Genomic DNA, 25197 nt, shown 5'->3' with positions numbered 1-25197 from the left:
ACGATAATAGCTCTGATACGTTACACTTTCATTATAAAAAATAAAAAACCGCCCAATAACGGAGCGGTCCATCACTTAACTTAATCGATCCTCTTCATCTCTTCGTTCCATTTCTTCACGTGGAACTTGATCCTCCTCATCCCTCAAGCGGTGGGCAAGTCTACTTGATGCCGTTGCCGCAATGCTAGCGACAATGTCATCTAAAAATGTATGGACATGATCACTTCTTTTTGTGTCTAGTTTTTTTATGATTCCTACCTTGTGCTTGTCCAAGTGACCATAGGTTGTGACTGCAATACTGCCATAGCCGAGGGCTGCTCCAAGTGCAATTGTTTCATCAACGCCAAATAACCCTTCATCTGTTTCGACAATCGACTGTAAAGGCTCTGATAGCTTTTTCTGTTCAGCTAGTCGATCCAATTCAATTCCTACTAGAATTGCGTGCTGAATTTCTCTCTTCTCCAAAACCCTATCCACACTTACAATACAATCATCAATAGTCAGGGCTTCATGATATGGGTGCTGCATCTCATACACAATTTCAGCAATATCCTCTACAACTACCCCTCTATCCGTTAGTGCCGCTCTAGCTGCTTGTTCGACTTCCTGACTCGGTACCTGTTTGACATCTGACATTCTCTACTCCCCCTTTTTTAAACGGTCTCACCCCTGATTATAACACGCTTACATACAGGTAAGGGAAGGAATGCGACATCACAGAGAGGATATGTTAAAATTTTTATGAACTAAGTTTTTTCGACGTCATGAACTCTAGGAGGTGTAGATTTGGGAAGAAAGGGTACGATTGTAGAAAAAGAAATCGAAAGTACATATTTGGATGAGACATTAGTGGTTAAGATTTATCAACCCGAAAACTATTCAAGTCTATATAAATATCACATTTGTATTATGCAGGATGGCAATGATTACTTCCAGCTAGGTCGAGTCGCCACTTACAGCGACCGTCTACATGAAAAAGGAGAAATAGACAACACTGTATTTGTCGGAATTCACTATCAGGATAAATATGATCGCCAGGATAAATATCATCCTCAAGGGAAAAAGAATGAAGCCTATATAAAGTTTCTCAGGTTTGAGGTCGTTCCACTATTAGATGATTTGTTACCTAGCTACTATATGGGAGCTACGAGAACCTTAATGGGAGATTCCTTAGGAGGAACGGTTTCACTGATGACTGCACTAAAATATCCAAATACTTTTGGAAATGTTGTGATGCAATCCCCATATGTAGATAAAAATGTTTTTGATGCTGTCCGTGAATCCAAGGATTTGCCCCTAATTAATATTTATCATACTATTGGTAAAGAAGAGACAGAGGTCCCTACAACCTCAGGTGATGTAAAAGATTTTCTTGAGCCTAATCGGAAGTTATACGAGATGATTCAATCTAAAACCTCTGACTATGCTTATTATGAATTAGAGGGGAACCACACCTGGAAGGCTTGGCAAAAGGATTTACCACGGGCCCTTCATTATACATTTGGCAAATAGTTTTGAAAATTTTAGATATAAACTGGTATTTTTTGATATAATGAAAATTAGTCATCCAATTTTTAAAAGGAGGTTCTTTGCATGAAATATGGTATTGCCATCTTTCCATCAAAAGAAGTCCAAGATATTGCGAACTCATATCGTAAACGTTATGACCCCAATTATGCGTTAATTCCTCCACACTTAACAATTAAGGAACGTTTTGATGCTGAAGAGGCTGAAATCAATGACATGGTTGAAGAACTACGTCAAATCGCTAAAGACACAAAACCTTTTTCACTCATCATTAATAAAGTGAGTTCTTTCTACCCAGTAACCAATACAGTCTACCTTAAGGTGGAGCCAGTTGAGGATTTATTTACACTAAGCGATAAATTGTATCAAGACAAATTTCCAAAGCCAGAACGCGAATTTGCTTTTGTTCCTCACATCACAATTGGCCAAGATCTTTCAACAGAAGAGCATTCAGATGTTTATGGTAGTCTAAAGCTTCATAAATTTGATATTGAAGAAACTGTTGATCGATTCCAGCTCTTATATCAGTTGGAAAATGGCTCTTGGACTGTGCATGAAACGTTTAAATTCGGTGAGGATTGCTAAACTATGAGCAATATGACCATTAAAATTGTACAAACAGACAGGGAACTTCAGGATGCATATCACGTACGGGAAATCGTATTTATTCACGAACAGCATGTTTCACCTGAGTTAGAAATGGATGAGCATGATCAGTCTGCTACCCATTTTGTTGGATATGTAAAAGGGGAACCCCTTGCCGCTAGCCGACTTCGCTACGTGGATGAATACGGAAAACTAGAACGGATTTGCGTCCTGCAAGAGCATCGCGGCAAGCATTACGGAAATCAGATTATTGAAGCAATGGAAGAGGAAATTAAGCGAAATAGCTACCAAAAAGCAAAACTCAATGCCCAAACCCATGCTGAAGGATTTTATAAGGCCCTCGGTTATGAAACGATTTCAGATGAATTTATGGATGCAGGAATTCCTCATGTAACTATGGTTAAAACGTTGTAGAGAAAATGACTAACTCTAAAAGAGTTGGTCATTTTTTTGTTTGCTCGCATCGATTTATCCATCATAACCAGTGTATGTTAATCAAAGGAATGCGGAAAATAAGGTTAGTGACTATAATTGGATAAAGGTTGTGTACTTATGGATTTTTTCGCTCTGACCATTGATTCATTAGTTGGGTTTTTTGCCTTATTTGTACTTACTAAAATTTTGGGTAAGTCACAAATCACTCAAATAACAGCATTTGACTTTATAGCAGCCCTCGTACTTGGGGAACTCGTTGGAAATGCCCTATTTGATGATAAAGCAGGGGTCCTTGCCATTATTTACGCGGTCTTTTTATGGGGATTTCTGATTTACGGTACCGAATTTATTACGCAAAAGATAGCCAGTTCCAGAGAATTATTAGAGGGTAAGCCTTCCATCGTCATTCGGAATGGTAAATTACAAAGAGATGCAATGAAAAAGGCTAAGCTTGATTTAAATCAGTTACAGCATCTACTTCGCTCCAAGGATACCTTTTCCATACAAGAAGTGGAATTTGCTGTATTTGAAACTGACGGGACAATCTCTGTTTTGAAAAAATCCTTAAAGCAAGGCCCGACTCGTGAGGACCTTAATGCCAAACCTGAGCGTGTAGTTTTGCCCTATAGTGTGATAATAGATGGTGAAATTGTGCTGGATAATCTTCAAGAGGCACAACTTACTGAGGATTGGTTAAGAAATGAACTGAAAAAACAGGAAGTTAACGACCCGACTCAGATTTTCTATGCTGAATGGGATGAAGTAGGTGGGTTGTATGTTCAACCCTATTAGAAAATGATTGTGGAGGTACCCCATTCTATAGACATAAACAAATAGCAGGGAATGAATGCAAATTCCCTGCTATTTGTTTCGTCATTAACATTTTGTTCGCATCAGCCTTTAATTAACGGAAAAGACCCAACGTGCTCTTTCCAGACGGTGTTCAATTTCCTCTCTTTTAATCAATCCGATTAAATATGCCGTCACAGCTGTTCTAAATAACAGAAATTGAGACAATTGGGAAGGGTTCACTTCATAGCTTTCACAGATATCTGCCACCACTTGCTCATGACTTGCTGATCCCTTTTCCGCCAAATAGGCCTTCAAATCTGCTAAAAGCTGCTCATGATAGTCAATATTTTTCTGAATGGTGTCGCGGAAATCCTCCTCATAAGTGCCGTGACCAGGGACAGCCCCTACACATTTAACTTCCTTCGCTTTTCGAAGGCTTTCAATGGTTAAATCAGCATCCGTTATATAAGGGATGCTATGTTTATGTAATTGGTCTTCACTAAAATAGGAATCTGCTGCAAAGAATACTTCATCAATTACGACCCCTGCTTGATAATAGCTGTGTCCCGGGAGAATCGAAACATGAAGGTCAAAGCTACCAAACGAATACTCACCTTCGTCGACCTCATGATTGACCTTAACAGGCTTTCCCTCGAGAAATTTATTACGTAGTTCCTTTAAAGGATCATTTCCTCCAAACAAGTAAAGCGGCTCTAGCATTGGATTTTCTACAATAGCTGATTCGAATTTAGGTGCTATTATGTCAACATGAAAATCCTTCTCGAGCACATACGCTCCACCATAATGGTCGGAATGAGCATGGGTGATAAATAAATGTGTGATTGGTAATGACTTTGCTTGAAGAGCTTTGATTACCTTTTTTATTGAGGACTTGTCTATTCCTGCATCAATAATCAGCCCCTCATCACCGTGATGTACATAGCCAATATTCACTGCGGCATCAAAAAAATAGCACGAATCATTGATTTGAGTTAATGTCATGAATTATTGCCCCTTTTCCATATCAAAACTATACCCTTTCTATATTCTTTCGTTAATATGGAGTCCTTTTCCTGTAAATTCAGAAAAAATTTCCAATTGCTTTTCCTTAGACATCATATTGAATTTGACTACTTTCGTTTTCTCTCTCTTAATTGGTGTGTAATTGGTAGAATAATTTTGTTTGAAGGCTACTGAATTTTGAATTGGCTGGGGTTTGTCTAGTGTGATTGCAGGCTGCTTATTTCCTATTACTCTTTGATGATAGGTATCATAATGAAATGGTCTTATTGGAAGTACATAACCCATGGAAATCACTTCCTCCCTTATTATACATTTCCCTTTAACGCCCGAGAATATGTCTGTTTTCCATCATTATAAACAAGTAATAGAAAAAATTTTGCTACAATTTGTCATTCCATTCTTTTTTCTAATTCTTTCATGACTTTTTCTACATTGCCGATTTGCTCTAAAAATTGTTGATCCCATTCCCCCATCTCTTTTTCTATCATGTTCATCCGCTCCTCAGGCTTCTGAAACCATTTTTCATTCTGGTGTAAAAAGCGTTCCAGTGCATCTAAAAATCTAATAAACTCTTTATTGTTATCCATCTACATCTCCCCTCCTGCCTAGTTTTCCAAAAAACAAAGAAGACAGCCTCATCAGGAAGAGACTGTCTAACCCATTATATCCATGAAAACGGTGGACGTCTTCTTTCTCTATCATCATCATCGTCATGCTTGGTTGAGCTTTCTTCTACATCAACATCCACATCTACGTCCACATCCACGTCTACATCGTCATCCCGACGAGGTGGTCCGAAGAATGGATCCACTTGACGTCTTCTAGGTGGTTCAAAAACCACATTTTCAGCCTTTATGACTAAGTCTTTAACATGAATTTCTTTTTTACGATCTGACATATGGAACCTCCACTCCTTCTAAATAGTCATTTCACGATATAGTCTATGCGTTTGTACTTATACGCGATTGGTTAAATGTCCCGTATTAGTGAATTTGTTAAGAAAAATCTTGGATTGTAGTGGAGTGAAGCTTAAAATCCTAATAGGCGAATATTTTCAATTTCTGTAATGTTCACCTCAGCCCGATACGGACTATGAAATGTCTTCATGTGAACCATTTCATCCTCATAGGATTGTACATACCCACGATATCGTCCGGATTCACACAGTACTTCACATTTCATTTTTGGCATTTGAGAAGGAAGGCTAGTTAAGTAGTTTACTTTTTCTTCAATCGTCATATCACGAAATTTCTTTTGTCGGTCTTCTTCAAAGGATTGTGGTTCATCATAGGTATTTGTTGGGGCTTCCTTCGTACTAGATGTGTCTTCTGATTTAGTTACAGAGTATTGTTGCATGGTTGCCTTCACATTTTCAATCCCCGGCTGAACAATGTATAACAAAGGTTTTTGGGACACTTTTTCTTCGTTCGACATATTCCTCTCCCCTTCTATTCAGGTCTTCTACCATTTACTATATGCACATATGCCTAAGGTGTGAGAGCTCTTAGTACAAAAAAGATGCACTGAACATTCAGTACATCCATTTTCATAGCAAGACATCCATAAACGCCGTTGCCATGCCAAAGTATATTAAAATTGAAATAATGTCATTGATTGTTGTAATAAAAGGTCCGCTGGCAACTGCAGGATCTACTTTCATTTTGTGCATCAGCAATGGAATTAAGGAACCTGCTAACGTAGCTACAATTAACGTAAGCATGATCGAGATCCCGACTAATAGGCCTAAGTAGAATTCGTCCTTCCACAGATAAATAATAACGGTAATTAATACTCCGCAGCAAAGACCTGTGATCAAACCGGTTCCCGCTTCACGGGCCAGGATTTTTAGCTTACCTTCTTGATCAGATTCCCCAGTAGCAATACCTCGAACCGCTACAGCTAAAGCTTGGGTTCCCGTGTTCCCGGCCATCCCGGCAATCAAGGGAATAAAGATAGCCAAAAGAGCAACCTTATCTAATGTTTCCTCAAAGCGACCAATTAAACTGGCGGTTAACATGCCTAAAAACAATAAAATAATAAGCCATGGCAATCTTTTTTTTGCTGCCATCCAAGCACCTGTATCCACCTTATCCATATCAGATACGGCTGCTAGCTTTGAATAATCTTCGCTCGCCTCTTCTTGGATGACGTCCATAATGTCATCTACCGTGATAATTCCGAGTAAGTGATTTTGAAAATCCACAACTGGTAATGCTAGCAAATCATAGTCACGCATCATTTTTGCAGCTGATTCTTGGTCCTCACCCGCTGGCACGGAGACGATACGGTCACTCATGACATCCGATACATACCAGTCCTCTTCGGAAATAATGATATCTCGTAATGAAATAACCCCAACTAAATGTTTATCATCATCAATCACATACACATAATAGATCGTTTCTGCATCGGGTGCTTCCTTTCTTAAATGATTCAACGCCTCTCGAATCGTCATAGATGATTTGACTCGAACAAACTCAGTGGTCATAATACTTCCTGATGTTTTTTCTTCATAATGTAATAAATCTTTTATTTCGTTGGCCGACTTTGCATTCATAATAGCCAGGAAGCTAGCCACTTCATTTTGCTCAAGTGAATTCAGGATATCTACTGCATCATCTAAAGCCATTTCTGCTAAAATATCTGCTGCGAAACGTGGCTCCATCTCAGTTAATATCGAATCAATGTCATCTAACTCAATATTCTCAAATACCTCTGCCATTTCGTCAGGCGATAAGTATGTGTATATTTGCATTCGAATTTTTTTCGATTGCTCAATAAAAATTTGAGCTTGATCATACGGGTGTAATTCTAAAAATTCAGCTCGAAAATGGTCAATCTCTTCATTATCTAAGGCTTTTTCGATTTGATCCCACCACTGCTGACGTTCTAGTTCATCGAGGTTCTCCATGTCGATCCCTCCCAATCAAACACATCTATCTATAATTTGTGTAAGTTTACGCTAGTTGTTAACCGTTTTATCTTAAAAGTCTACTTTCATCTTGTCAACAACTTCCATACAAACTTCATTCTTTTTATAATTGACGAATCGTGAATTTTCATGAACAATGTATAATAGAATATTAATGTAACCTACGCGAATTTTGTCCAAATTTGCATCAAGTATAGGAAGGAAATGTAAATGCAAAAAGATCATAAGCGTTTTAATATAGATTACATCTTAATATCCATCATTATTATTTTAGCCATCATCAGTGTGTTGTCTTTGTATACTGTCCAGGATTATTTAACCACCAATTCGCCGGTGTTATTTTATAAACAACAAATTAAATGGTATATCATCGGAGCTATTGTTACTGCTTCTGTCCTTATTTTAGATTACGATCGTTTTCGGGCAATTGCCTGGTATCTATACGGCTTTGGTCTTTTGTTCGTAGCAGGACTTTACTTTTTGCCTTTTTCAATCGAACTAGGTGGAGCGAGAGGCTGGTATCAGATTCCAGGGCTCGGTGTTACCGTCCAACCTGCTGAATTTATGAAAATCTTTTTACTGATTGCCGTTGCCCATTTAATTACATCACATAATGAAAAAAGAAAAGAACCACGTTTTGTTGATGACGTTTGGTTGTTAGCGAAAATAGCTATGCTTACTATACCTGCAGTCATTTTAGTTGCGATGCAGCCCGACTTAGGATCAGCGGTTGTTATGCTATGTATCGTGGGCTTCCTTATATTAGTTTCTGGTATAAGATGGCGAATACTATTAGCGATTGCTGGGATTGTAGCTGCAATTATTGGTGCCTTTGTCGGGATATATTTATTATTCCCTGATTTTGTCCATGACTATCTGAATGATACTGTGTTTGGTCACGTCTTCACTAGGCTCGAGGCATGGTTTGACCCACAACAAAATGCCGAGCAATCTGGCTATCAAATTAATAAAACCTTACTTGCTATTGGTTCAGGTCAGTTACTTGGAAAAGGCTTTATGAATATTGAAGTACTGGGAATTCCAGTTCGTGAAACCGATATGATTTTCTCCGTAATCGCAGAGCAGGCAGGATTTATTGGCTCTAGCCTTGTCATCACGCTATACTTTTTATTAATATATCGAATCATCCATACCGCCTTATCATGTAAAGACCCTTTTGGTAGCTATCTATGTACAGGAGTTGTCGGGATGATTACCTATCAGGTCATTCAAAATGTAGGGATGTCAATTAAGCTGTTGCCAATTTCCGGACTATCCCTCCCTTTTATCAGTTATGGAGGTAGCTCATTAATTGCCTACATGATCGCAATTGGGCTCGTTTTAAATGTGAAGTCGAGAATCAGAACCTACATGTTTGATGATTAATAAAATATAATTTCAACAATGAGTGGAAAAGATAAAAACGATTTTCCACTCTTTTTTTATTATAAAGGAGACTGTATAATGGAAAAATTTGATATTATTGGCGATATTCACGGTTGTTTGGATGAACTCAAACAATTATTTACTGAACTCGGCTATACGTGGGTAAAAGGAATCCCAACCCATCCTGATTACCGTATACCCGTTTTTGTCGGTGACCTAACCGATCGTGGTCCATCGTCTATTAAAGTCATAGAGTTGGTTTATCAGCTAGTCGTTAAGCATATGAAAGCAAAATATGTCCCAGGCAATCACTGTAATAAACTTTATCGCTACTTTTTAGGTAACCCCGTCAAGCATCAACATGGCTTGGAAACAACGGTAGCAGAATACGAGGCTCTACCCAATGCGAAACAACAGGAGGTTAAACAGCAATTTATGGAGTTATATGAAAATGCACCTCTATATTTAACCATCCCTGAGGTTCAGGCTGTTGTTGCTCACGCTGGTATTAAAGAGGAAATGATTGGTCAGTATAGCAAAAAGGTTGAGACCTTCGTTTTTTATGGCGACATTACCGGAAAAAAAGATGAAAGAGGAATGCCTGAAAGAAAGGATTGGGCTCGAAATTATCATGGAAACCAGTGGATTGTATACGGACACACACCGGTTCCTGAGCCACGTTTTAAAAACAAAACCGTGAACATTGATACCGGCTGTGTGTTTGGCGGACATTTAACCGCTTTCCGTTTGCCTGAGGAGAAGATTGTGTCGGTGCCGTCTAAACAGCCCTACTTGCCAGAGAAATTCCGAACGTATGAGGAATAATACTTTAAACAAAAGTTCCTGGGAGATGTGCAAGCAAAACCTACTGTTCCATCAACAACCTCATATCCTTAAGAACAGGTGTCACCAATTCAACCGTTTCGCCCCGAAAAGGATGATAAAAGGACAGCTCATGACAATGGAGTGCCTGGCGCTTGATTCCTTCCTTCATTGGACCACCATAAAGGTCATCCCCAAGGAGCGGATGACCCAGTGAGGCAAAATGAACTCTGATTTGATGCGTCCTCCCCGTTTCCAAACGTACATGTACGACTGAAAACCGCTCCAATTCCTCGATGACTTCATAATGCGTGACAGCCTTCTGCCCATCCTCCCTCACTTCACGCTCAATAATGGATGTCGATTTCCTACCAATCGGTACATCTATAACACCTTTTTTGGCTTCAAGCTGACCATCAACCAGGGCTGTGTATGATCGGTTTACTTTTCCCTGCTGTTGAAGGCGTGCCAGCTGAGAGTGGCTAAAACGATGTTTGGCAACTAGCATGAGTCCTGACGTATCCTTGTCTAATCGTGTAACAATATGGGCTGTATAATTAAGATTTTTCTTTTGATAATAGGAAATTAACCCGCTGGCGATTGAACCTCCCTGGAAATGTGGGGACGGTACAACAGGAATACCTGCTGGCTTATTCAGTACGAGGATCTCCTCATCCTCAAATATTATATCAAGAGAAATCTCTATCGGTGTCAGTCCATCCTCCTTACGTTCTTCGGGAAATGTGATCGCTAGCTCATCTCCCTTATGAAGAGTGGATCTAACTGTCACAGGTTTCCCATTGAGCATAATTGAACCTTCAAATTTCACCGTTTTCACCATACGACGCGAAAATGCTCGTACCGAATGTAAGTATTCACGTACGAGCATGCCATCATATTGCTTTTCGATTGTCCATTTCATAGCAATCACCGCCTTAGCTTCGTTCATCAGCAATAAAGGAATCGTGAACCCTCTTCCAAAATGGAAACGGACGAAAGCGTGCAAACTTCACTTTTTCCTTAGCCACTCGACACTCAATTGCCTTCACATCCTTGTATGTATAGGTGTGATGATCAATCGTGATTAAAAAGCTCCGGTCATGGAGGGGCTTTAACATACATGTATGATGCTTCGGTAAAATAAGTGGTGAACCGACCGTACGGAACACCCGATTGTTAATGGAAGCCATTTCCGTAACCTGAATCGCCTCTAGTGAAGGGTGGATAATAGCTCCTCCAAGGGCTTTATTATAAGCCGTACTTCCAGATGGAGTAGAAATACATAGGCCATCTCCTCTGAAGGTCTCAAAGTGCTCTCCCTTGATTTCTACGTCCACAACAACAGAACCCTCTGCTGTTTTGACTGAGCCCTCGTTAAGTGCTAAATATCGATCTTCTTCCTCATCTCCATTAGGGTGTATTTTAATTTCTAAAACAGGATATTCCACCACCTGAAAAGGAGTCCTGGCAATTTCGATAATGAGTTTTTCAATTTCTTTCGGTAACCAGTCAGCATAGAAGCCGAGGTGGCCAGTGTGAACTCCAATAAAAGCGGTATGCTTGAGCCGATGGACGTATGAGTGAAAAGCCTCCAGTAAAGTTCCATCGCCACCGACTGAAATAACCAAATCAGGCTCCTCATCATTTAGCTCTAATTCAAACTCAAGTAGATAATTTTTTATTTTCAAGCTAATTTCGTTCGAGACTTTATCCCCTTTACTCTGCATCGCAAATTTCATTTTCCCTTACTCCTTTTGACTTAAGGTTTATCTATTCTTTCTATGGTCCTGTCCTTGTTTCTTTTTAAATATTTTTTGTGCCTCTTGTACTTCATTTCGGATTGATGACATTTCTTCATCTAACCGAAAAGCCGCTTCTGCTGCTCTTTTTAATCTCCGCTTAATATCGACAGGAATTTGACCCGAATATTTATAATTGATGGAGTGTTCATTGGTTGCCCAAAAGTTCATGGCTAACGTCCGGATTTGAATTTCAGCTAATAGAATTTTTTCACCGTGTATCGTCTCCACTGGATATTTAATGATAATGTGATAGGAACGATAACCACTTTCTTTTTTCTCTGCGATGTAGTCCTTTTCTTCAATAATTTCAAAATCATTTCGTCTTTTTAATAATTCCATGACTGCATAAATATCATCAACAAATTGACACACTATACGTAAACCGGCGATGTCCTGGATTTCGTCTTCTATTCGATCCATTGAAATCCCTTTTCTTCTCGCCTTTTCTAATATACTGGATACGGGTTTTACTCGCCCGGTTACAAATTCAATCGGGGAGTGACTCGATTCATATTCATATTGTGCCCGCATTCGCCTCAGCTTTACTTTTAATTCATCTACAGCCTGAGTGTATGGGGCTAATATCGCTTCCCAATTCAACTTCATCTCACCCTCTTAACTTCGCTCACAAGTTTCGACCTAATTGTATCATAAAGTATAGGTTCATACAGTTAACGTCGGATTGTTTAGGTAATTTTCTTTGCAATTGAACCCTATTTTTGCTCATAATAAAATCATACTCAGATTTGGGGGAAATAGAGATGCATCAAGAAATTGAAATTGAATATAAAAATATTCTTACTAAAAATGAATACGATAAGCTATTAACAGGCCTACAACTAACTGAAATGAATCCAAATCAACAGATTAATTATTATTTTGAAACGGATGAATTTCATCTTAAATCTGCTGGAGCTGCTTTACGTATTCGTGAAAAAAACAATGAATGCGTTTACACATTAAAGGAGCCCCATGAAACAGGTTTGTTAGAAACCCATGAATCCATCCCTGCTGAAGCATTGCAAGACTGTATAAATGGAAACTTACAAATACCGGACTCTATAACGGAAAGACTAAGCTCATTAAATATTCCCGTCGAGAAGCTTTCCTATAAAGGGAGCCTTACCACATATCGAATTGAAACAAAGTGGAACGAATGTCTCGTCGTCTTGGACCATAGTGTTTATCACAATACGGAAGACTATGAATTAGAGCTGGAGGCTCCGAGCGTAGAGATAGGAGAAAAGGCATTCCAATATTTACTAACTAAATATGAAATCGTCCAAAAATCGACTCCCAATAAAATTGAGCGATTCTTCCAAGCCCTTGAGTCAAACAGATAAGTTGCCAGAAATAAAATGACGTTGCTAAAATAGGTGTATAAAACATCAGTGCAAGCCTTTAGCGCCCCTATTTGCACTTGTACGATGGTCCGAATCAATATGTTATGGAAATGAATAACTTATTAGAAAATGTAGGATTAGCAAACAATGTACTTTATAGACAATACTTGTCGGAAGAAGGTAAGAGGATATTATGAATGAACGACCAAATACCATTTATGAAGCCATTGGATATGAAAAAATAGAAGAGCTTGTGGAGGCCTTTTATAAGCGGGTTGGCAAGCATCCTAAGCTAACACCAATCTTTCCTGATGACTTAACCGAAACAGCTCGAAAGCAAAAATTATTTCTCACTCAATTTTTTGGTGGACCTCCACTTTTTACCCAGGAACGAGGGCACCCTAGGATGAGAATGCGACATAGTCCTTTTGAAATCACCCCCTCACGTCGAGATGCGTGGCTAGAGTGCATGACAGCAGCCATAGATGAAACCAAAATTGAAGAGCCCTATCGAACAGTCATGCTAGAGCGCTTGACCCTTACTGCCACCCATATGATGAATACACCTGAGAATGAGAAAGGAGAATCCATGTGATTCGTAAAAATACTGGGCATACAACCAGCAGCACATCCAATAGTCATAACTCCCAGTATGGTTTTTTTGATTTTTTAAATAAACCAGTTGAAATTTACGTCTTTGTTGACCCATTATGTCCTGAATGCTGGTCACTGGAGCCCTTTCTAAAAAAACTCAAAATTGAATACGGACGCTACTTCAAGCTAAGGCCGATTGTTAGTGGAAAGCTATCATCTTTAAATATTGATAAGATGAAAAACCCCAAAGACTTAGCTGACGTATGGGAAAAAACGGCCAGTCGAACTGGAATGAGCTGTGATGGAGATCTATGGTTTGAAAACCCAGTCTCCTCTCCCTGGTTACCAACCATTGCCATAAAGGCTGCTGAACTTCAAGGTGGAAAACCCGGCGCTTTATTTTTACGTAAAATTCAGGAGCACTTATTTGTGAGCAAGGAAAACATCTCGGAAGAGGATGTCCTTCTCACCTGTGCCCGTGAAGCGAAATTAGATGTGGAGGAATTCCATAAAGACCTTTACGGGGATTCCGCTAAAAAAGCATTACAATGCGATTTACGGCTTACCCAGGAAATGGAAGTCGATGAGATTCCGACAATTGTTTTGTTCAACCAAACGGAGGAGCAGGAAGGGATAAAAATTTCGGGTTTGTATCCTTATAACGTGTATGTAAAGATGTTACACGAAGTATTAGGCCAAACCCCAAGACCTGCTGCAAAACCAAGCTTAGAAGAATTTGTTCGCTATTTTAAATTCGTTGCGACAAAAGAAATCTCTGTTGTGTTCGATTGGTCAAATGAAAGAACCGAAAAAGAAATGAAAAAATTGCTCTTTAGACAGACAGTCGAGAAAATGCCTGCCAAATACGATACATTTTGGCGCTATGTTGGAGAGTAATATGAGAAAAGAGGCTGATCAAATGGAAATGGATCAGCCTCTTTTCTATTACAAAACAAAAAGAAGGATGAATGATTATCACCCTTCCATAAACGTATATTATCAAGACAAAGGGGGCTTTAGAGAAAGTTCACTACTAAACAAAGGGGATTGTTTTAGCATTGTGATTTTCTTCACATTTATAATATATCAAGAGTCAAACTTGAGCGCAATATATACGTGAATCATTTCACAAAAATGTCACAAAAGACCTCACAAGGTGTAAATGTAAAACTAGACTCTTTTGCTAAAATGCCGCATTTTTTCATTCGTACTAGCATAGCTTGTAATAATGAGGTGATGCAACATGAGAATAGTTCCAATCCTATTATTTGTCCTTTGTTTGGTGATGTTCGTATTAAACATCCTAGGCTTAATGAATCTATTCCCTCGAATCATCACACTCCCACTATTATTTCTCACCATTTATATGTTTATTTACAGCATTTTTTATCGAAAAGCATTTCGCGGTTTCCGGGGGTTTAGATGAAGACAAGGGCGTACACTTTGTTAGGCTTCAGGTTTTCCCTACAGTCTGATAAATCCTGAAGCCAAATTTTGTGTATCGCTATGTGACAAGCCTTTTAATCATAAAAAACGGCTCTAGAACAGGTGATTACACCTGAAAACTAGAGCCGTTCATTTTATTTAAGCAATTCCTCAAATTCATTTAACTTCTCTTCAAATACATCTAAGGCTGATAGGATTGGATCCTTTGATGTCATATCTACGCCTGCACGCTTCAATACCTCGATTGGATAATCACTGCTCCCTGCCTTCAAATAATCTAAATAACGAGTTACTGCTGCATCGCCCTCACTAAGGATTTGCGAAGCTAGTGTAGTTGCAGCTGAATATCCAGTTGCATATTGATAAACGTAGTAATTGTAATAGAAATGTGGAATCCGTGCCCATTCAAGCCCAATTTTATCGTCAATCGTAATGTCGTCTCCGAAATATTTCTTATTTAACTCATAATACATTTCTGTCATTTTATCAGCAGTAAGGGCGTTCCCCTCTTGTGCACGTACATGAATATCATGCTCAAACTCAGCAAACATGGTCTGACGGAAAACTGTTCCACGGAAGCCTTCAAGGAAATGATTTAATAAGTAAAGCTTTTCTTTCTTATCATTGGTTTCCTTAAGTAAATAATCATTTAGCAACGCTTCATTACACGTTGAAGCCACCTCAGCTACAAAGATAGAATAGTTACCATAACGATATGGCTGATTCTCACGGGTATAATAGCTATGAAGTGAGTGACCAAGCTCGTGAGCTAAAGTAAACAGGTTATTAATGTTATCCTGCCAATTCAATAAAATATATGGATTTGTACCATACACTCCAGAAGAGTAGGCTCCACTCCGTTTACCTTTGTTCTCCTCGACATCAATCCAACGATTTTCAAAGCCTTCCTTAAGCTTATTTTGATAGTCTTTTCCTAAAGGCTTAAGACCTTTTAAGACTAAATCCTTCGCTTCATCATATTTGATTTCCATATCTACATCATCAACAAGCGGTACATAGAGATCATACATATGGAGATTATCTACGCCTAAGACCTTTTTACGCAATGAAACGTAACGATGGAGTAACGATAATTTATCATTAACTGCCTCTATTAAATTTTCATGAACAGACTCCGGAATCTTATTCGAATCTAATGCCGATTGCCGGGCTGAATCATAGTTGCGCACCTTTGCATAAAAATTATCGCGCTTAATTGCCCCGCTTAATGTAGAGGCAAAGGTATTTTTATATTTTCCAAAGGTATTATACATCGCATTAAAGGCATCTTCTCTTACCCTTCTCTCTTTTGATTCCAAAAAGCGAATAAAACGTCCATGGGTTAAATCAATTTCATTGCCTTCTTCATCCTTTACAGCTGGAAAATCGATATCTGCATTGTTCAGCATCCCAAAAGTTTGTTCAGGACTAGAAGTAACTTCAGAGACCTCGGCAAGTAAAGCTTCAGATTTTTCATCTAAAATATGAGGACGCTGACGCAGCACATCCTCTAAATAATGCTTATAAACATGTAATTCTTCATTTTTAGCTAAAAATTCTTCTACTTTTTCTTGATCAAGCTGTAAAATTTCCGGCACAATAAAGCTCATCGCACTGGATGCTTGCGTGAGAAGTGTTTCCGCTCTTGTATTTAATTCCTGATAAAAGGAGTTGGTTGTATCCTGATCATACCGCATATGGGCATACGTAAAGAGCTTAGCTAAGCGCTGGGATATATCATCCTGTAATTTCATAAGTTCTAATAGCCTCTCAGGAGATTCCGCAACCTTGCCTTGGTATTCGGTAATTTTTGGATATAATTGTTTAACTTGTTGAAACTCTTTTTCCCAAGCATCGTCTGTTTCGAAAATATCTTCTAACCTCCACGTGCGCTCAGTTGGTACCTCTTCACGCTTAGGAATCGCTTTTGTATTTTTTGCCACCTTCATTTTCCTCCTTCATTTCTGTGTACTTCCTAACAATTCTTGAAACATCCTAGGAAATCCTGCTTACTTTTAGTAAGAGAATTATTTCTCAGACTACCTCCATCTTATCCTATGGTTTCAACGATTTGTTTCATGACCTTTTTATCATTATTTATAGCTTGTTCTAAACTTTTAGGAAATAATACTTCATTTTTCTTATAAAAACTAAATTTTCCGTTGCTTGTTAAGATTTGGAGACGTTCCAACAATAGTAAATACTCTAACTGGACATCGTGCTGCGGGTTATAGAAAGAAGGAATTACTGAAAAATCCTCGGAAATAGGCTTATAGTATACCTTTTCACCGATGGATAAAGGGTGAATGTGGTTCAGCAAAAACTCGCTTTGCCAAATGTAAACGGGCGTATTTGATAGGTAGTGATGGTCTAATGGAAGATGAATTTCAGAGGGGATCGATTGAGGATGTAAGCCTTTTTGATATAACCAATGTAAGTACTTTGAATCTTCCTTACTATAGTGTCGTTGGCGTCTCGTTCGAAATTTCATTTTTTCCTTTAGCCAGTAATCCATGAGGGCTTTGGTAGAAATATCTATATGATTAAAGAGGGTCGAAAAAGACAGCTGAGTAAGTAGTCTAGATTGTACATGTCCATACACTTTATTCTTTAAAGGATATGGATTCGTAAGTATTGTAAAAACCTTCGTGCGAGGATGATATATGAGGAACTTGGGTTCTGTGTTCGAACTCAGCTGCTGCAGGAACAAGGATTCAAAGTTTGTCAGCTGAACACGATGTTGATATTTCCATTTTATCCGATTTTCTCCTAGAATCCATATAGGCTGAATTCCTAAACGTAAATAACCTTTTGTTCGTTCCCGTATGATGTTCACAGGAATTACCGCACATTGAAATTCCAGAGCATATATCCACCCCTTCCACTTAAGGAGTAAATCAGGGCGTTGCCTAATTTTCGGGATGTAGTACTCTAATTCCACTTGAATCCCTTGTAGCTGCAGCCATTTGTACAAATCCAGTTTGCCCTGCCGATGATACTCCCCTTCCCCATACCCTAAGGAACATGAATTACTGTGAAAATGAGCGTAATGAGGCACCACTTTATCTCCCGCTCGAATAAACACCTTTTCCTTACAGCCAGGACAATAGAATGACTGCTTCCTTAGCTCATTCATTTCTGCTCTTGTTTTATTCATTAGCAGGATCGGTTGACCTGCTTGGTTTAATGCCTTTAGCAATGGGCGCACCTCAATTCCATCAGTACTATGATGAATCTATTTTATCCATATATATCAGGTATGTGAAATGAGTAAATTGGGGATTCTGGCTGGTTGGTTGATGGTATTTTGCAATTTGTGCGAGGGTGAAATGAAATTTAATTAAAAGAGGTGTGCTGGGAAATTCAAATTTGGTAAAGTTTTATTTTTGGGGTGTGAGACGGGCATGATGTGTTGGGGACGCGGAAGCTGAAGCTGAAGTTGGTGTTCGTTTTGCTGAAGTTTTGTCTATTATGCTGAAGTAATGGAGTTTTGCTGAAGTTTTTGGGGAGATGCTGAACATAGCGGAGAGTATGCTAATGAATGAGTAGGAGATGCTGTAGTCGACCCTGGGTTTGCTGAACACGCGCGTGTACGCCGCAAATGCTAAAGTTACGGTCCAATTTGCTAAAGGCTCCCTCTATTATGCTGAAGGTCTGGAGCTTTGCTAAAGTTTCCGGCCATTATGCTGAACTTCGACTGGTTTATGCTAATAATTGAGTACAGTATGCTGTAGTCGTCCCACGGTTTGCTGAACAATCCTTCCCTCACGCTAGCCCCCAACAAGCAATAAAAGCATGCACACCCCACCTCAAAGGGTATACATGCTTCTTATCTACAACAACGGTGATAACAAACGACATAATGATTCATATAATTTCTTATAAATTGGACGCTTATTGAATTCTTCCAATTCAAGCTTTGTGGAATGCTCGATATCGGTTATATAATCCGCTACGAGCTGATCTGTGCTTTCTGTTTTATATAAGAAGGCATTTACCTCAAAGTTTAAGTGAAAGCTCCTCATGTCCATGTTAGAGGTCCCTATCGATGCAAGCTCTTGGTCTACAATCATGATTTTACTATGGAGAAAGCCTTCATTGTATTTATAAATTTGCACTCCTGCTTCGAGAAGCTCTGGATAGTAGGATTGAGACGCATAATAGACGATTTTCTTATCAGGTCTGTTTGGAACTAATAGCTTAACATCCACACCGCTTAGTGCCGCAATTTTCATCGCAGATAATATATCTTCATCCGGAATGAAGTATGGGGATGCAATCCAGATGGAACCTTTGGCTGAAGTCATGAGAGAGAAAAACAGCATCTTAATAACTTCCCATTGATTATCTGGTCCTCCAGCGATCAACTGGACTCCTCCCATTTCCTCGGTAAAATATTCAGGTGATCGATAAACGGGCTTTAACAATGCCTTACCAGTCATGTAAAACCAATCCTGAAGAAAAATGGTCTGCAGGCTTCGAACAGCCTCCCCACGCATATATAGATGGGTATCTCGCCAATTCCCATAGTACTCATTTCTTCCTATATACTCATCCCCAATATTTAAGCCCCCAACAAAGCCAATCTTTCCGTCGATGACAATAATCTTACGATGATTACGAAAGTTTATCTTGTTGTTGAGAAAAGGCAATCTTACAGGGGAAAATGGCACGACCTCTGCTCCAGCTGCCTGCAATTCTCCCTTAAAGGATTGGGAAAGCTCCCAGCTTCCCACAGCATCGTATAAAAAGCGAACCTCGACGCCATTTTTAGCCTTTTCAATTAAGAGATCCTTAAATTCCTTTCCAAGGTCGTCATCTCGTACAATGTAAAATTCCAGATGTATATGATGTTCGGCATTTTTTAGTTCATTTAGCATCGCCGGAAAGGTCTCTAAGCCATTGGTTAATACCTTTGTTTCCGTATTAAAGGATATTGGCGAATTGCCTAATTTTTGTGCTAGACGAAAGGATTGATGCTGGTGGTCCCCCATTTGCTTAATTTCTTCCTGATTAAATAAGCGACTCCCCTCAACCTGCTTAAAAGCACGCAGGTCCAGTTCAGCCTTTTGTTTAAACATTTTTCGCTTTCTAAAATTTTGTCCAAACAATAAATAAAAGAAAAAACCGAAACCAGGAAAAGCGGCTAAAACGAGCAGCCAATTAAGTGTTTGACTCGGATTTCGATTCTCAATAAAAATTAAGAAAGCAATAAAGATAACGGAAATCGAAATAAAAACGGAATAAACAGTAACAATCCAGCTTCCCCAAAATTCTGTAATTACATATAATGTTGCTGCAACTAATACGAAAAATACTAAAAACTGTACCCGTTTAAACATATTACAACCATCCTCAATTGATCTTTACCATTGCATATTGTTTCATTATATTATTCCGCATTCGTGTTATGCCAACGTATTCAATTTAATTCAAATCGATGGTAAAAACAAGCAAGAGACACTAAAAGGTTTAAATATATATTTCTTATCTAAAAAAAGACATTCCTTCTATTTAGTAAGGAATGTCCTCATAATTTATTGAATTGGAAAATGCTGCTTCATATTTTGCAGGGCATCTTCTGTGAAAATTGGATTACCATATTCGGTTAAACGATAAATCGTGATGCTACTTTCTTCACTATACTCAAGCATATGGCTTAGTACATCTTCCTGTGCATCATCGTCCAGTAGGTCATTGGTAAACTGGATAAATAAATAATATGAAGACTCATAGTGGTATAGTTGATCTTCAAATGCAAAGGTGTCTTGTACCGAGTGCCCCAACTGAATGACATCCTCAATATCCTTAAAGCGAAGAACAATAGAAAAATCTCCGTCTTCCTCTTCAATCGGATCATCATTGTCCTCATCAGTATTCGATTCACCATTCTGTAAAAAATGGCCTTTATCTAATAAAGATTCTACTTTGTCATCAATAGGTAAATCAAGCAGTTTTTCATCATCCGTTGGAAGCTCTAGCTTATGCCCATCTTTAGATAGCTGTGCTTTTGTTACGATGATTTCAAGTCCTTTATCCATAGCTTGCACCTGTATCCATAGAGGACCATCAATGGTGAATTCTTCTTGTTCATTCACTTCATCCATCATTTCCCAAAATAGCTGCTCACTTTTTTCACGATTATACCAGACATCTTCTCGATCAAAGCCGCGATCCTCTATATCCATATATGAAATATAAAATTTTACCGTATGCTCATTTATACGTTCAATTTCCATCTGTTGTTCTCTCCCTTCCCACAATAAATTATTCTACTGAAGGGAAACTTAACCCCTTATGAGAAAAACTTAGTTTGTCACAAAAACCTAGTTTTTCTTGTACTATCAAAGACTTTGCAATAATACTTTGATAGTATAAATACTGCTTTTTTTATATTTTATGATAAATCTTCATAAAATGAAAATTATTTATCCTATAAAGAAAAAAACAAGCGAACGTCTAGCTTTTACCTTGACTTTATTAGGCTGTTCATCTATATTTGTAAAGGCCGCGATGTCATCAAAATCAGCTAGATTAATTTTTAATTTTAACTTATTTTATTCTATTTGTCACCTGTTTGGGGAGGTATTATTCGTGGACTTTCTTGATATAGATATTATTCTGTCTATTTTAACTATTATTGGAATTGACCTCGTTCTTGGTGGAGATAATGCCATTGTTATTGCACTAGCTAGTCGAAATCTTCCCCCAGAACAACGAAACAAAGCCATCTTTTGGGGAACCGGTCTAGCGATTGGCATTCGTGTTCTACTCACTGCAGTTGCCTTATACTTACTTCAAATCCCGTTTTTAAAGTTAGTGGGAGGACTTCTTCTCATTTATATAGCTATTCATTTACTAACAGATGATGATGATGGACCTGATATTGCAGCAAAGGACAACCTGTTATCGGCTATTAAAACGATTGTATTTGCTGATATTGTTATGGGATTTGACAATGTTTTAGCCATTGCAGGTGCATCCGGAGGACACATTGTACTTGTCATGATTGGACTACTCTTCTCGGTACCAATTATTATTTGGGGGAGTAAAATCATTCTACACTTCATGGAACGATTTCCTGTCCTCGTTTACATCGGTGCTGGCATTCTAGCCTATACTGCCAGTGAAATGATTTTAGGTGAAGAACGATTAGAGCCATTTTTTGAACAGTTTCATATACTACATTATTTACTACCAGTCATCACCATTTTGTTTGTGATTATCGTTGGCTATTCAATTGATCAAAACAAGGTTAAAAGAGTAAATTAAAGTATAAAAAGGTCAGATCCTCGACATAAAGCGAATGACTCACGTTTTATGAAAAGCTGAGGTATCAGACCTTTTTTTATACACATATTTATATTTCTAGTTGATTATTAGTTAACCATACGTTGTGCTTCACGTAACTGGAATGTTCGTACTGTTCTTGGCAAGAATCGACGAATTTCATCCTCATTATATCCTACCTGTAATCGTTTCTCATCAAGAATAATTGGACGTCTGAGGAGACCTGGATTTTCCTGAATGAGCTTGATCAAATCCTTAAGAGGTAATTGATCTAAGTTTACATTCAGTTTTTGAAATACCTTCGATCGTGTTGATATAATTTCGTCAGTTCCATTCTCAGTCATTCTGAGAATTTCCTTAATCTCATTTACAGTTAAAGGCTCTGAGAATATGTTACGCTCCTGAAATGAAATTTCATTCTCTTCTAACCACGTTCTTGCTTTCCGACAAGACGTACAGCTTGGTGATGTAAATAGGGTTACCATATGATTCACTCCTTTAAAAGGATAACTTGTTTACAAGGTAAATATAAAAAAGAAAACTTATTAGATTATAATTAATACAATCTAGAAGTGTACAATATAAGTATACTACAAAATTATGTATAAGGGTAGGGCTTATTGGAATTGTTAATAGTTTGTTCACCATTTCGCAATATTTATTACAACTATTCCCTATCTATCGACATTTAAAACATGAGAAAAAATTACCCTTGTCATCTAATACGATAACAAGGGATAAAAGGTTTCATTTTTTAGTCTAATTCTTTAAAAATGTCATCACTTTCTTCATCATTAAAGGTTAAAACTTCATCAACAGGCTGATAGGACTTACCATATAATTCTTTATCTTTATAAGTATGGATATTTTTATACATTTTTTTCATTTTCTCAAAAATTTCTTCCTCGGTTTCATGCTTAGGAGACCAATAGAGAATTTCCATATCGTTCAATTCATTCGTGGCTAAAGAACGTCTTGTATAACCGATAGACTTGGCATGCTCAAAGCCCTCTCGTTGATAAAAATGCAGTCTTTTTTCGGTGTCTGTGTCCTCATAATCAATCGGTTCCACTTCTAGGATGATCGGCTTTTCTTTTGCTTTAAGTTTTTCCATTAATTTGTGCCCAATTCCCTTTCCCCTTGCATCCTTGGAAACATAGACATAATCGATAAAGATAAAGGTTTCAAATTCTGCGTACATAAGAACATGATATTTACCTTCGTCCTTGTAATATACGTCTCCTTTTTCCTCTAGGAGCGTTTCCATGTGCTCTTTGGATTTCATTTCTTCAACGGGAAAGTACTTGCTGAGTTTTTCATACCAATTCATTGATCTACTCCTTATTTTGTAGTCATCTATTATTATAACGAAATATCTGAATTTTGTTAAATGAGTATAAAATGTGTGAAAATTCGCAGTTTTGCCTTTTAAAATTTTCCTCTTTCGCATAGAATGAAATTAGGAAACGAATGGGGGTTGATGACTATGACGTCCTTTCTCTTAGAGTTATCATTATTTGGACTTTTAATCATTGCATTAACAGCTTTTTCAGCTGTGCTAGTTCAATTAATTGGGGAGAATTTGTTGGGTAGAAAAAATAAGGATAAATTTACATCTCGTTCTTTATCGATTCAATCCAATTGGAAACAAGTCGGTGGCTCAGAGAAAAAGTAACCCACGAATATTTTTACTTATGTAATACAAGAAGAACACTCACCCATTGGGCGAGTGTTCTTTGCTTTTAGTCAAGTGGTGTATAATCAACATTTTGTGTATATTTGTTAGATGGGTTCCAAATAAGGAATTCGTTAACCCCACCTTCATTTAAAGCCTTAATCTGAGCTTCCACCTCTGCTTTTCCGTACTGCGTAACAGGAGAACCGCCATAAAGCCAAGGCGCTTCAAAGTCCTGAATCCAAGGCCTTGAGGTTGGTGCATTTTCTAGTTCACCTAAACGTTCACTCTCTACTTTCACGTATTCTTTAACTAAACGATAAGGCTCTTTATCTGGGAATGGAATATCAAAGTAACTGGTCCAGTGACTTGGATAGATCATGGAAGAAATCACATCAACATTTTCCGAAATCTTAGTGAAGTTTTGTCCTATACCAGGCGCTTCTGGAATAGTTGCTGAATACCCAAAAATATCCACAGAGACGTCCACATCATATTTATGCAATTCCTCTCTTGCATAAGCAACAAAATCTGTAACAGCCTTTACGCGCCTCTGGACATTATTTATATCTAAATCCCCATAGTCACCTTTATCATATTGAAGTTCCTTGTCTCGTTTTTCAAATCCTTCTGGGAAACGTACGTAATCAAATTGAATATCTCGAAATCCTAATTCAGCAGCCATCTTTGCAATCTCAACGTTATAATCCCAAACTTCTTTCTTAAAAGGATTGACAAAGGCTTCTCCGCGACCATTTTTCCAAATGGATCCATTTTGCTTAAATGACAATTCTGGCCTCTTTTCTGCAAGAAGAGTATCCTTGAATACGACAATACGTGCTATTGGATATATCCCTTCTTTTTCCAGTTTTTTAAGCATTTTTCGGGCATCTTTAATATAATTTTGTGAAACATCGTAATAAGGTGAATCCTCTTCAGGTCTAAAGGTTAAATTTCCATGGTCCTCTTTGATATCAATGACCATTGAATTTAAATCTGTATCATTCACAAATTTAATCAGTTCATCAAAACGGCTACCACCTGCAGTCGGTCCTGTTACATAAATGCCTCGAACAGCATCAGGATACTCAAAAGTAAGGCCTGAATCAAAGACAAAACGAGCAATCCGTTCCGGTAATTTTCGTTTTTCTAATTGAACTTGGTGTGTGCTGTGAGATTTAACTGTATTGGTCTCTTTTTGTTCCTCTCCATGAAGATTTTGTTGCGGAAAAAGTAAGCAGAAGGCCACAACCAAAATAAATGATATTCTTCTTAGCTGCCTCGGTTTATCCAATATGATCAAACTCCCATTTTTTATTTTTCTAATAACTTTATTATAGTAGAAGTTTGTATTCTTTTGGTGGCTTTTTTTAATTTTCTCGTGGGAAATTATTTTTATACTATGACCCCACACTTAAAAAAATGCCAAGTAAAAAGCACTATTTTATGGAGCTGGACGTGGCTTTCCCTGTCAACAAGGGTATTACTCCATGAGCGCAAAGAAAAATCCTTGTTATAGGTTAA

Annotated in this window: 28 protein-coding genes; 11 read left to right on the top strand and 17 right to left on the bottom strand. The window is 38.1% G+C overall.

Annotated features, from left to right (window positions below; translation table 11 throughout):
* Positions 1 to 75: 75 nt before the first annotated feature.
* A complete protein-coding gene (locus GH754_RS12285; RefSeq protein WP_153728992.1) occupies positions 76 to 636 on the bottom strand; it encodes a phosphatidylglycerophosphatase A family protein in 561 nt (186 codons plus the stop codon).
* Between the two features lie 150 nt (positions 637 to 786).
* Here GH754_RS12285 and GH754_RS12280 point away from each other — a divergent pair, with 150 nt between their 5' ends.
* The 4 genes from GH754_RS12280 (at position 787) to GH754_RS12265 (ending at position 3360) form a co-directional block, all read left to right on the top strand.
* Positions 787 to 1512, top strand: coding sequence for an alpha/beta hydrolase (locus GH754_RS12280; RefSeq protein ID WP_153728991.1), 726 nt, complete (start codon positions 787 to 789; stop codon positions 1510 to 1512).
* A gap of 81 nt (positions 1513 to 1593) precedes the next feature.
* Complete coding sequence (locus tag GH754_RS12275) at positions 1594 to 2112, top strand: YjcG family protein (RefSeq protein WP_153728990.1); 519 nt, start codon at positions 1594 to 1596, stop codon at positions 2110 to 2112.
* Positions 2113 to 2124: 12 nt separating this feature from the next.
* Positions 2125 to 2547 (top strand): GNAT family N-acetyltransferase, encoded by a 423-nt coding sequence (locus tag GH754_RS12270; RefSeq protein WP_153729090.1) that lies wholly within the window; start codon positions 2125 to 2127, stop codon positions 2545 to 2547.
* Positions 2548 to 2685: 138 nt separating this feature from the next.
* A complete protein-coding gene (locus tag GH754_RS12265; protein ID WP_153728989.1) occupies positions 2686 to 3360 on the top strand; it encodes a DUF421 domain-containing protein in 675 nt (224 codons plus the stop codon).
* A gap of 108 nt (positions 3361 to 3468) precedes the next feature.
* Here the strand turns inward: GH754_RS12265 and GH754_RS12260 are convergent, their stop codons facing one another.
* The 6 genes from GH754_RS12260 to mgtE all read right to left on the bottom strand — a co-directional run bounded on the left by GH754_RS12260 (position 3469) and on the right by mgtE (position 7294).
* Positions 3469 to 4362, bottom strand: coding sequence for an MBL fold metallo-hydrolase (locus GH754_RS12260; protein WP_153728988.1), 894 nt, complete (start codon positions 4360 to 4362; stop codon positions 3469 to 3471).
* Positions 4363 to 4401: 39 nt separating this feature from the next.
* The gene (locus tag GH754_RS12255) at positions 4402 to 4668 is read right to left on the bottom strand and encodes a hypothetical protein (RefSeq protein WP_153728987.1); all 267 of its coding nucleotides are present in this window, start codon (positions 4666 to 4668) and stop codon (positions 4402 to 4404) included.
* Positions 4669 to 4772: 104 nt separating this feature from the next.
* The gene (locus tag GH754_RS12250; RefSeq protein ID WP_153728986.1) at positions 4773 to 4970 is read right to left on the bottom strand and encodes a hypothetical protein; all 198 of its coding nucleotides are present in this window, start codon (positions 4968 to 4970) and stop codon (positions 4773 to 4775) included.
* Between the two features lie 74 nt (positions 4971 to 5044).
* Positions 5045 to 5281 (bottom strand): hypothetical protein, encoded by a 237-nt coding sequence (locus GH754_RS12245; RefSeq protein WP_153728985.1) that lies wholly within the window; start codon positions 5279 to 5281, stop codon positions 5045 to 5047.
* A gap of 131 nt (positions 5282 to 5412) precedes the next feature.
* On the bottom strand, positions 5413 to 5817 hold the full coding sequence (locus GH754_RS12240; RefSeq protein ID WP_153728984.1) for a CotO family spore coat protein: 405 nt from the start codon (positions 5815 to 5817) through the stop codon (positions 5413 to 5415).
* A gap of 112 nt (positions 5818 to 5929) precedes the next feature.
* The gene (gene mgtE, locus GH754_RS12235) at positions 5930 to 7294 is read right to left on the bottom strand and encodes a magnesium transporter (RefSeq protein WP_153728983.1); all 1365 of its coding nucleotides are present in this window, start codon (positions 7292 to 7294) and stop codon (positions 5930 to 5932) included.
* Between the two features lie 231 nt (positions 7295 to 7525).
* Here mgtE and GH754_RS12230 point away from each other — a divergent pair, with 231 nt between their 5' ends.
* Together GH754_RS12230 and prpE are read left to right on the top strand one after the other, a co-directional pair.
* On the top strand, positions 7526 to 8701 hold the full coding sequence (locus tag GH754_RS12230; protein ID WP_153728982.1) for an FtsW/RodA/SpoVE family cell cycle protein: 1176 nt from the start codon (positions 7526 to 7528) through the stop codon (positions 8699 to 8701).
* 78 nt (positions 8702 to 8779) lie between these two features.
* Positions 8780 to 9526 carry a bis(5'-nucleosyl)-tetraphosphatase PrpE gene (gene prpE, locus GH754_RS12225; protein ID WP_153728981.1) on the top strand — a complete coding sequence of 249 codons (747 nt, stop codon included), beginning with the start codon at positions 8780 to 8782 and terminating at the stop codon, positions 9524 to 9526.
* Between the two features lie 40 nt (positions 9527 to 9566).
* Here prpE and GH754_RS12220 read toward each other — a convergent pair whose 3' ends face one another.
* From GH754_RS12220 to GH754_RS12210, 3 genes are read right to left on the bottom strand one after another with little or no spacing between them, the layout of a single operon-like run.
* Positions 9567 to 10445, bottom strand: a complete 879-nt coding sequence (locus tag GH754_RS12220) for an RluA family pseudouridine synthase (RefSeq protein WP_153728980.1) — start codon at positions 10443 to 10445, stop codon at positions 9567 to 9569.
* A 13-nt stretch (positions 10446 to 10458) separates the two neighbouring features.
* Positions 10459 to 11262, bottom strand: coding sequence for an NAD kinase (locus GH754_RS12215; RefSeq protein WP_153728979.1), 804 nt, complete (start codon positions 11260 to 11262; stop codon positions 10459 to 10461).
* 27 nt (positions 11263 to 11289) lie between these two features.
* On the bottom strand, positions 11290 to 11925 hold the full coding sequence (locus GH754_RS12210; RefSeq protein ID WP_153729089.1) for a GTP pyrophosphokinase: 636 nt from the start codon (positions 11923 to 11925) through the stop codon (positions 11290 to 11292).
* Between the two features lie 161 nt (positions 11926 to 12086).
* Here GH754_RS12210 and GH754_RS12205 point away from each other — a divergent pair, with 161 nt between their 5' ends.
* From GH754_RS12205 to GH754_RS12195, 3 genes are all read left to right on the top strand, one after another.
* The gene (locus tag GH754_RS12205) at positions 12087 to 12668 is read left to right on the top strand and encodes a CYTH domain-containing protein (protein WP_153728978.1); all 582 of its coding nucleotides are present in this window, start codon (positions 12087 to 12089) and stop codon (positions 12666 to 12668) included.
* Between the two features lie 193 nt (positions 12669 to 12861).
* A complete protein-coding gene (locus GH754_RS12200; protein WP_153728977.1) occupies positions 12862 to 13263 on the top strand; it encodes a globin domain-containing protein in 402 nt (133 codons plus the stop codon).
* The gene (locus GH754_RS12195) at positions 13263 to 14159 is read left to right on the top strand and encodes a ClpXP adapter SpxH family protein (RefSeq protein ID WP_323742008.1); all 897 of its coding nucleotides are present in this window, start codon (positions 13263 to 13265) and stop codon (positions 14157 to 14159) included. The genes GH754_RS12200 and GH754_RS12195 overlap by 1 nt, the downstream gene beginning before the upstream one ends.
* Before the next feature lie 683 nt (positions 14160 to 14842).
* Here the strand turns inward: GH754_RS12195 and pepF are convergent.
* The 4 genes from pepF to mecA all read right to left on the bottom strand — a co-directional run bounded on the left by pepF (position 14843) and on the right by mecA (position 20947).
* Positions 14843 to 16657: an oligoendopeptidase F gene (gene pepF / locus GH754_RS12190; protein WP_153728976.1), complete on the bottom strand. Its 1815-nt coding sequence runs from the start codon at positions 16655 to 16657 to the stop codon at positions 14843 to 14845.
* A gap of 101 nt (positions 16658 to 16758) precedes the next feature.
* Positions 16759 to 17907: a competence protein CoiA gene (locus GH754_RS12185; RefSeq protein ID WP_153728975.1), complete on the bottom strand. Its 1149-nt coding sequence runs from the start codon at positions 17905 to 17907 to the stop codon at positions 16759 to 16761.
* A 634-nt stretch (positions 17908 to 18541) separates the two neighbouring features.
* A complete protein-coding gene (gene cls, locus GH754_RS12180) occupies positions 18542 to 20050 on the bottom strand; it encodes a cardiolipin synthase (RefSeq protein ID WP_153728974.1) in 1509 nt (502 codons plus the stop codon).
* A gap of 195 nt (positions 20051 to 20245) precedes the next feature.
* Positions 20246 to 20947 carry an adaptor protein MecA gene (gene mecA / locus GH754_RS12175; RefSeq protein WP_153728973.1) on the bottom strand — a complete coding sequence of 234 codons (702 nt, stop codon included), beginning with the start codon at positions 20945 to 20947 and terminating at the stop codon, positions 20246 to 20248.
* Between the two features lie 355 nt (positions 20948 to 21302).
* Between mecA and GH754_RS12170 the strand changes: the two genes are divergently transcribed.
* Positions 21303 to 21980 (top strand): TerC family protein, encoded by a 678-nt coding sequence (locus tag GH754_RS12170; RefSeq protein WP_323741998.1) that lies wholly within the window; start codon positions 21303 to 21305, stop codon positions 21978 to 21980.
* Positions 21981 to 22087: 107 nt separating this feature from the next.
* On the opposite strand, the gene spxA is transcribed toward GH754_RS12170, so the two are convergent.
* Both spxA and GH754_RS12160 read right to left on the bottom strand, forming a co-directional pair.
* Entirely contained in the window at positions 22088 to 22483 is a 396-nt protein-coding gene (spxA, locus tag GH754_RS12165) for a transcriptional regulator SpxA (RefSeq protein WP_153728971.1), read from the bottom strand.
* A gap of 269 nt (positions 22484 to 22752) precedes the next feature.
* On the bottom strand, positions 22753 to 23328 hold the full coding sequence (locus tag GH754_RS12160; protein WP_153728970.1) for a GNAT family N-acetyltransferase: 576 nt from the start codon (positions 23326 to 23328) through the stop codon (positions 22753 to 22755).
* A 156-nt stretch (positions 23329 to 23484) separates the two neighbouring features.
* Here GH754_RS12160 and GH754_RS12155 point away from each other — a divergent pair, with 156 nt between their 5' ends.
* Positions 23485 to 23673, top strand: a complete 189-nt coding sequence (locus tag GH754_RS12155) for a hypothetical protein (protein ID WP_153728969.1) — start codon at positions 23485 to 23487, stop codon at positions 23671 to 23673.
* A gap of 67 nt (positions 23674 to 23740) precedes the next feature.
* Here GH754_RS12155 and GH754_RS12150 read toward each other — a convergent pair whose 3' ends face one another.
* Complete coding sequence (locus GH754_RS12150; protein WP_153728968.1) at positions 23741 to 24967, bottom strand: putative glycoside hydrolase; 1227 nt, start codon at positions 24965 to 24967, stop codon at positions 23741 to 23743.
* Positions 24968 to 25197: the final 230 nt, after the last annotated feature.

The sequence above is a fragment of the Salinibacillus xinjiangensis genome (assembly GCF_009649735.1).
Taxonomy (GTDB): Bacteria; Bacillota; Bacilli; order Bacillales; family Alkalibacillaceae; genus Salinibacillus; species Salinibacillus xinjiangensis.
Note: the sequence above shows the minus strand (reverse complement) of the source record. Positions and strands in the feature narration are given on the sequence as shown.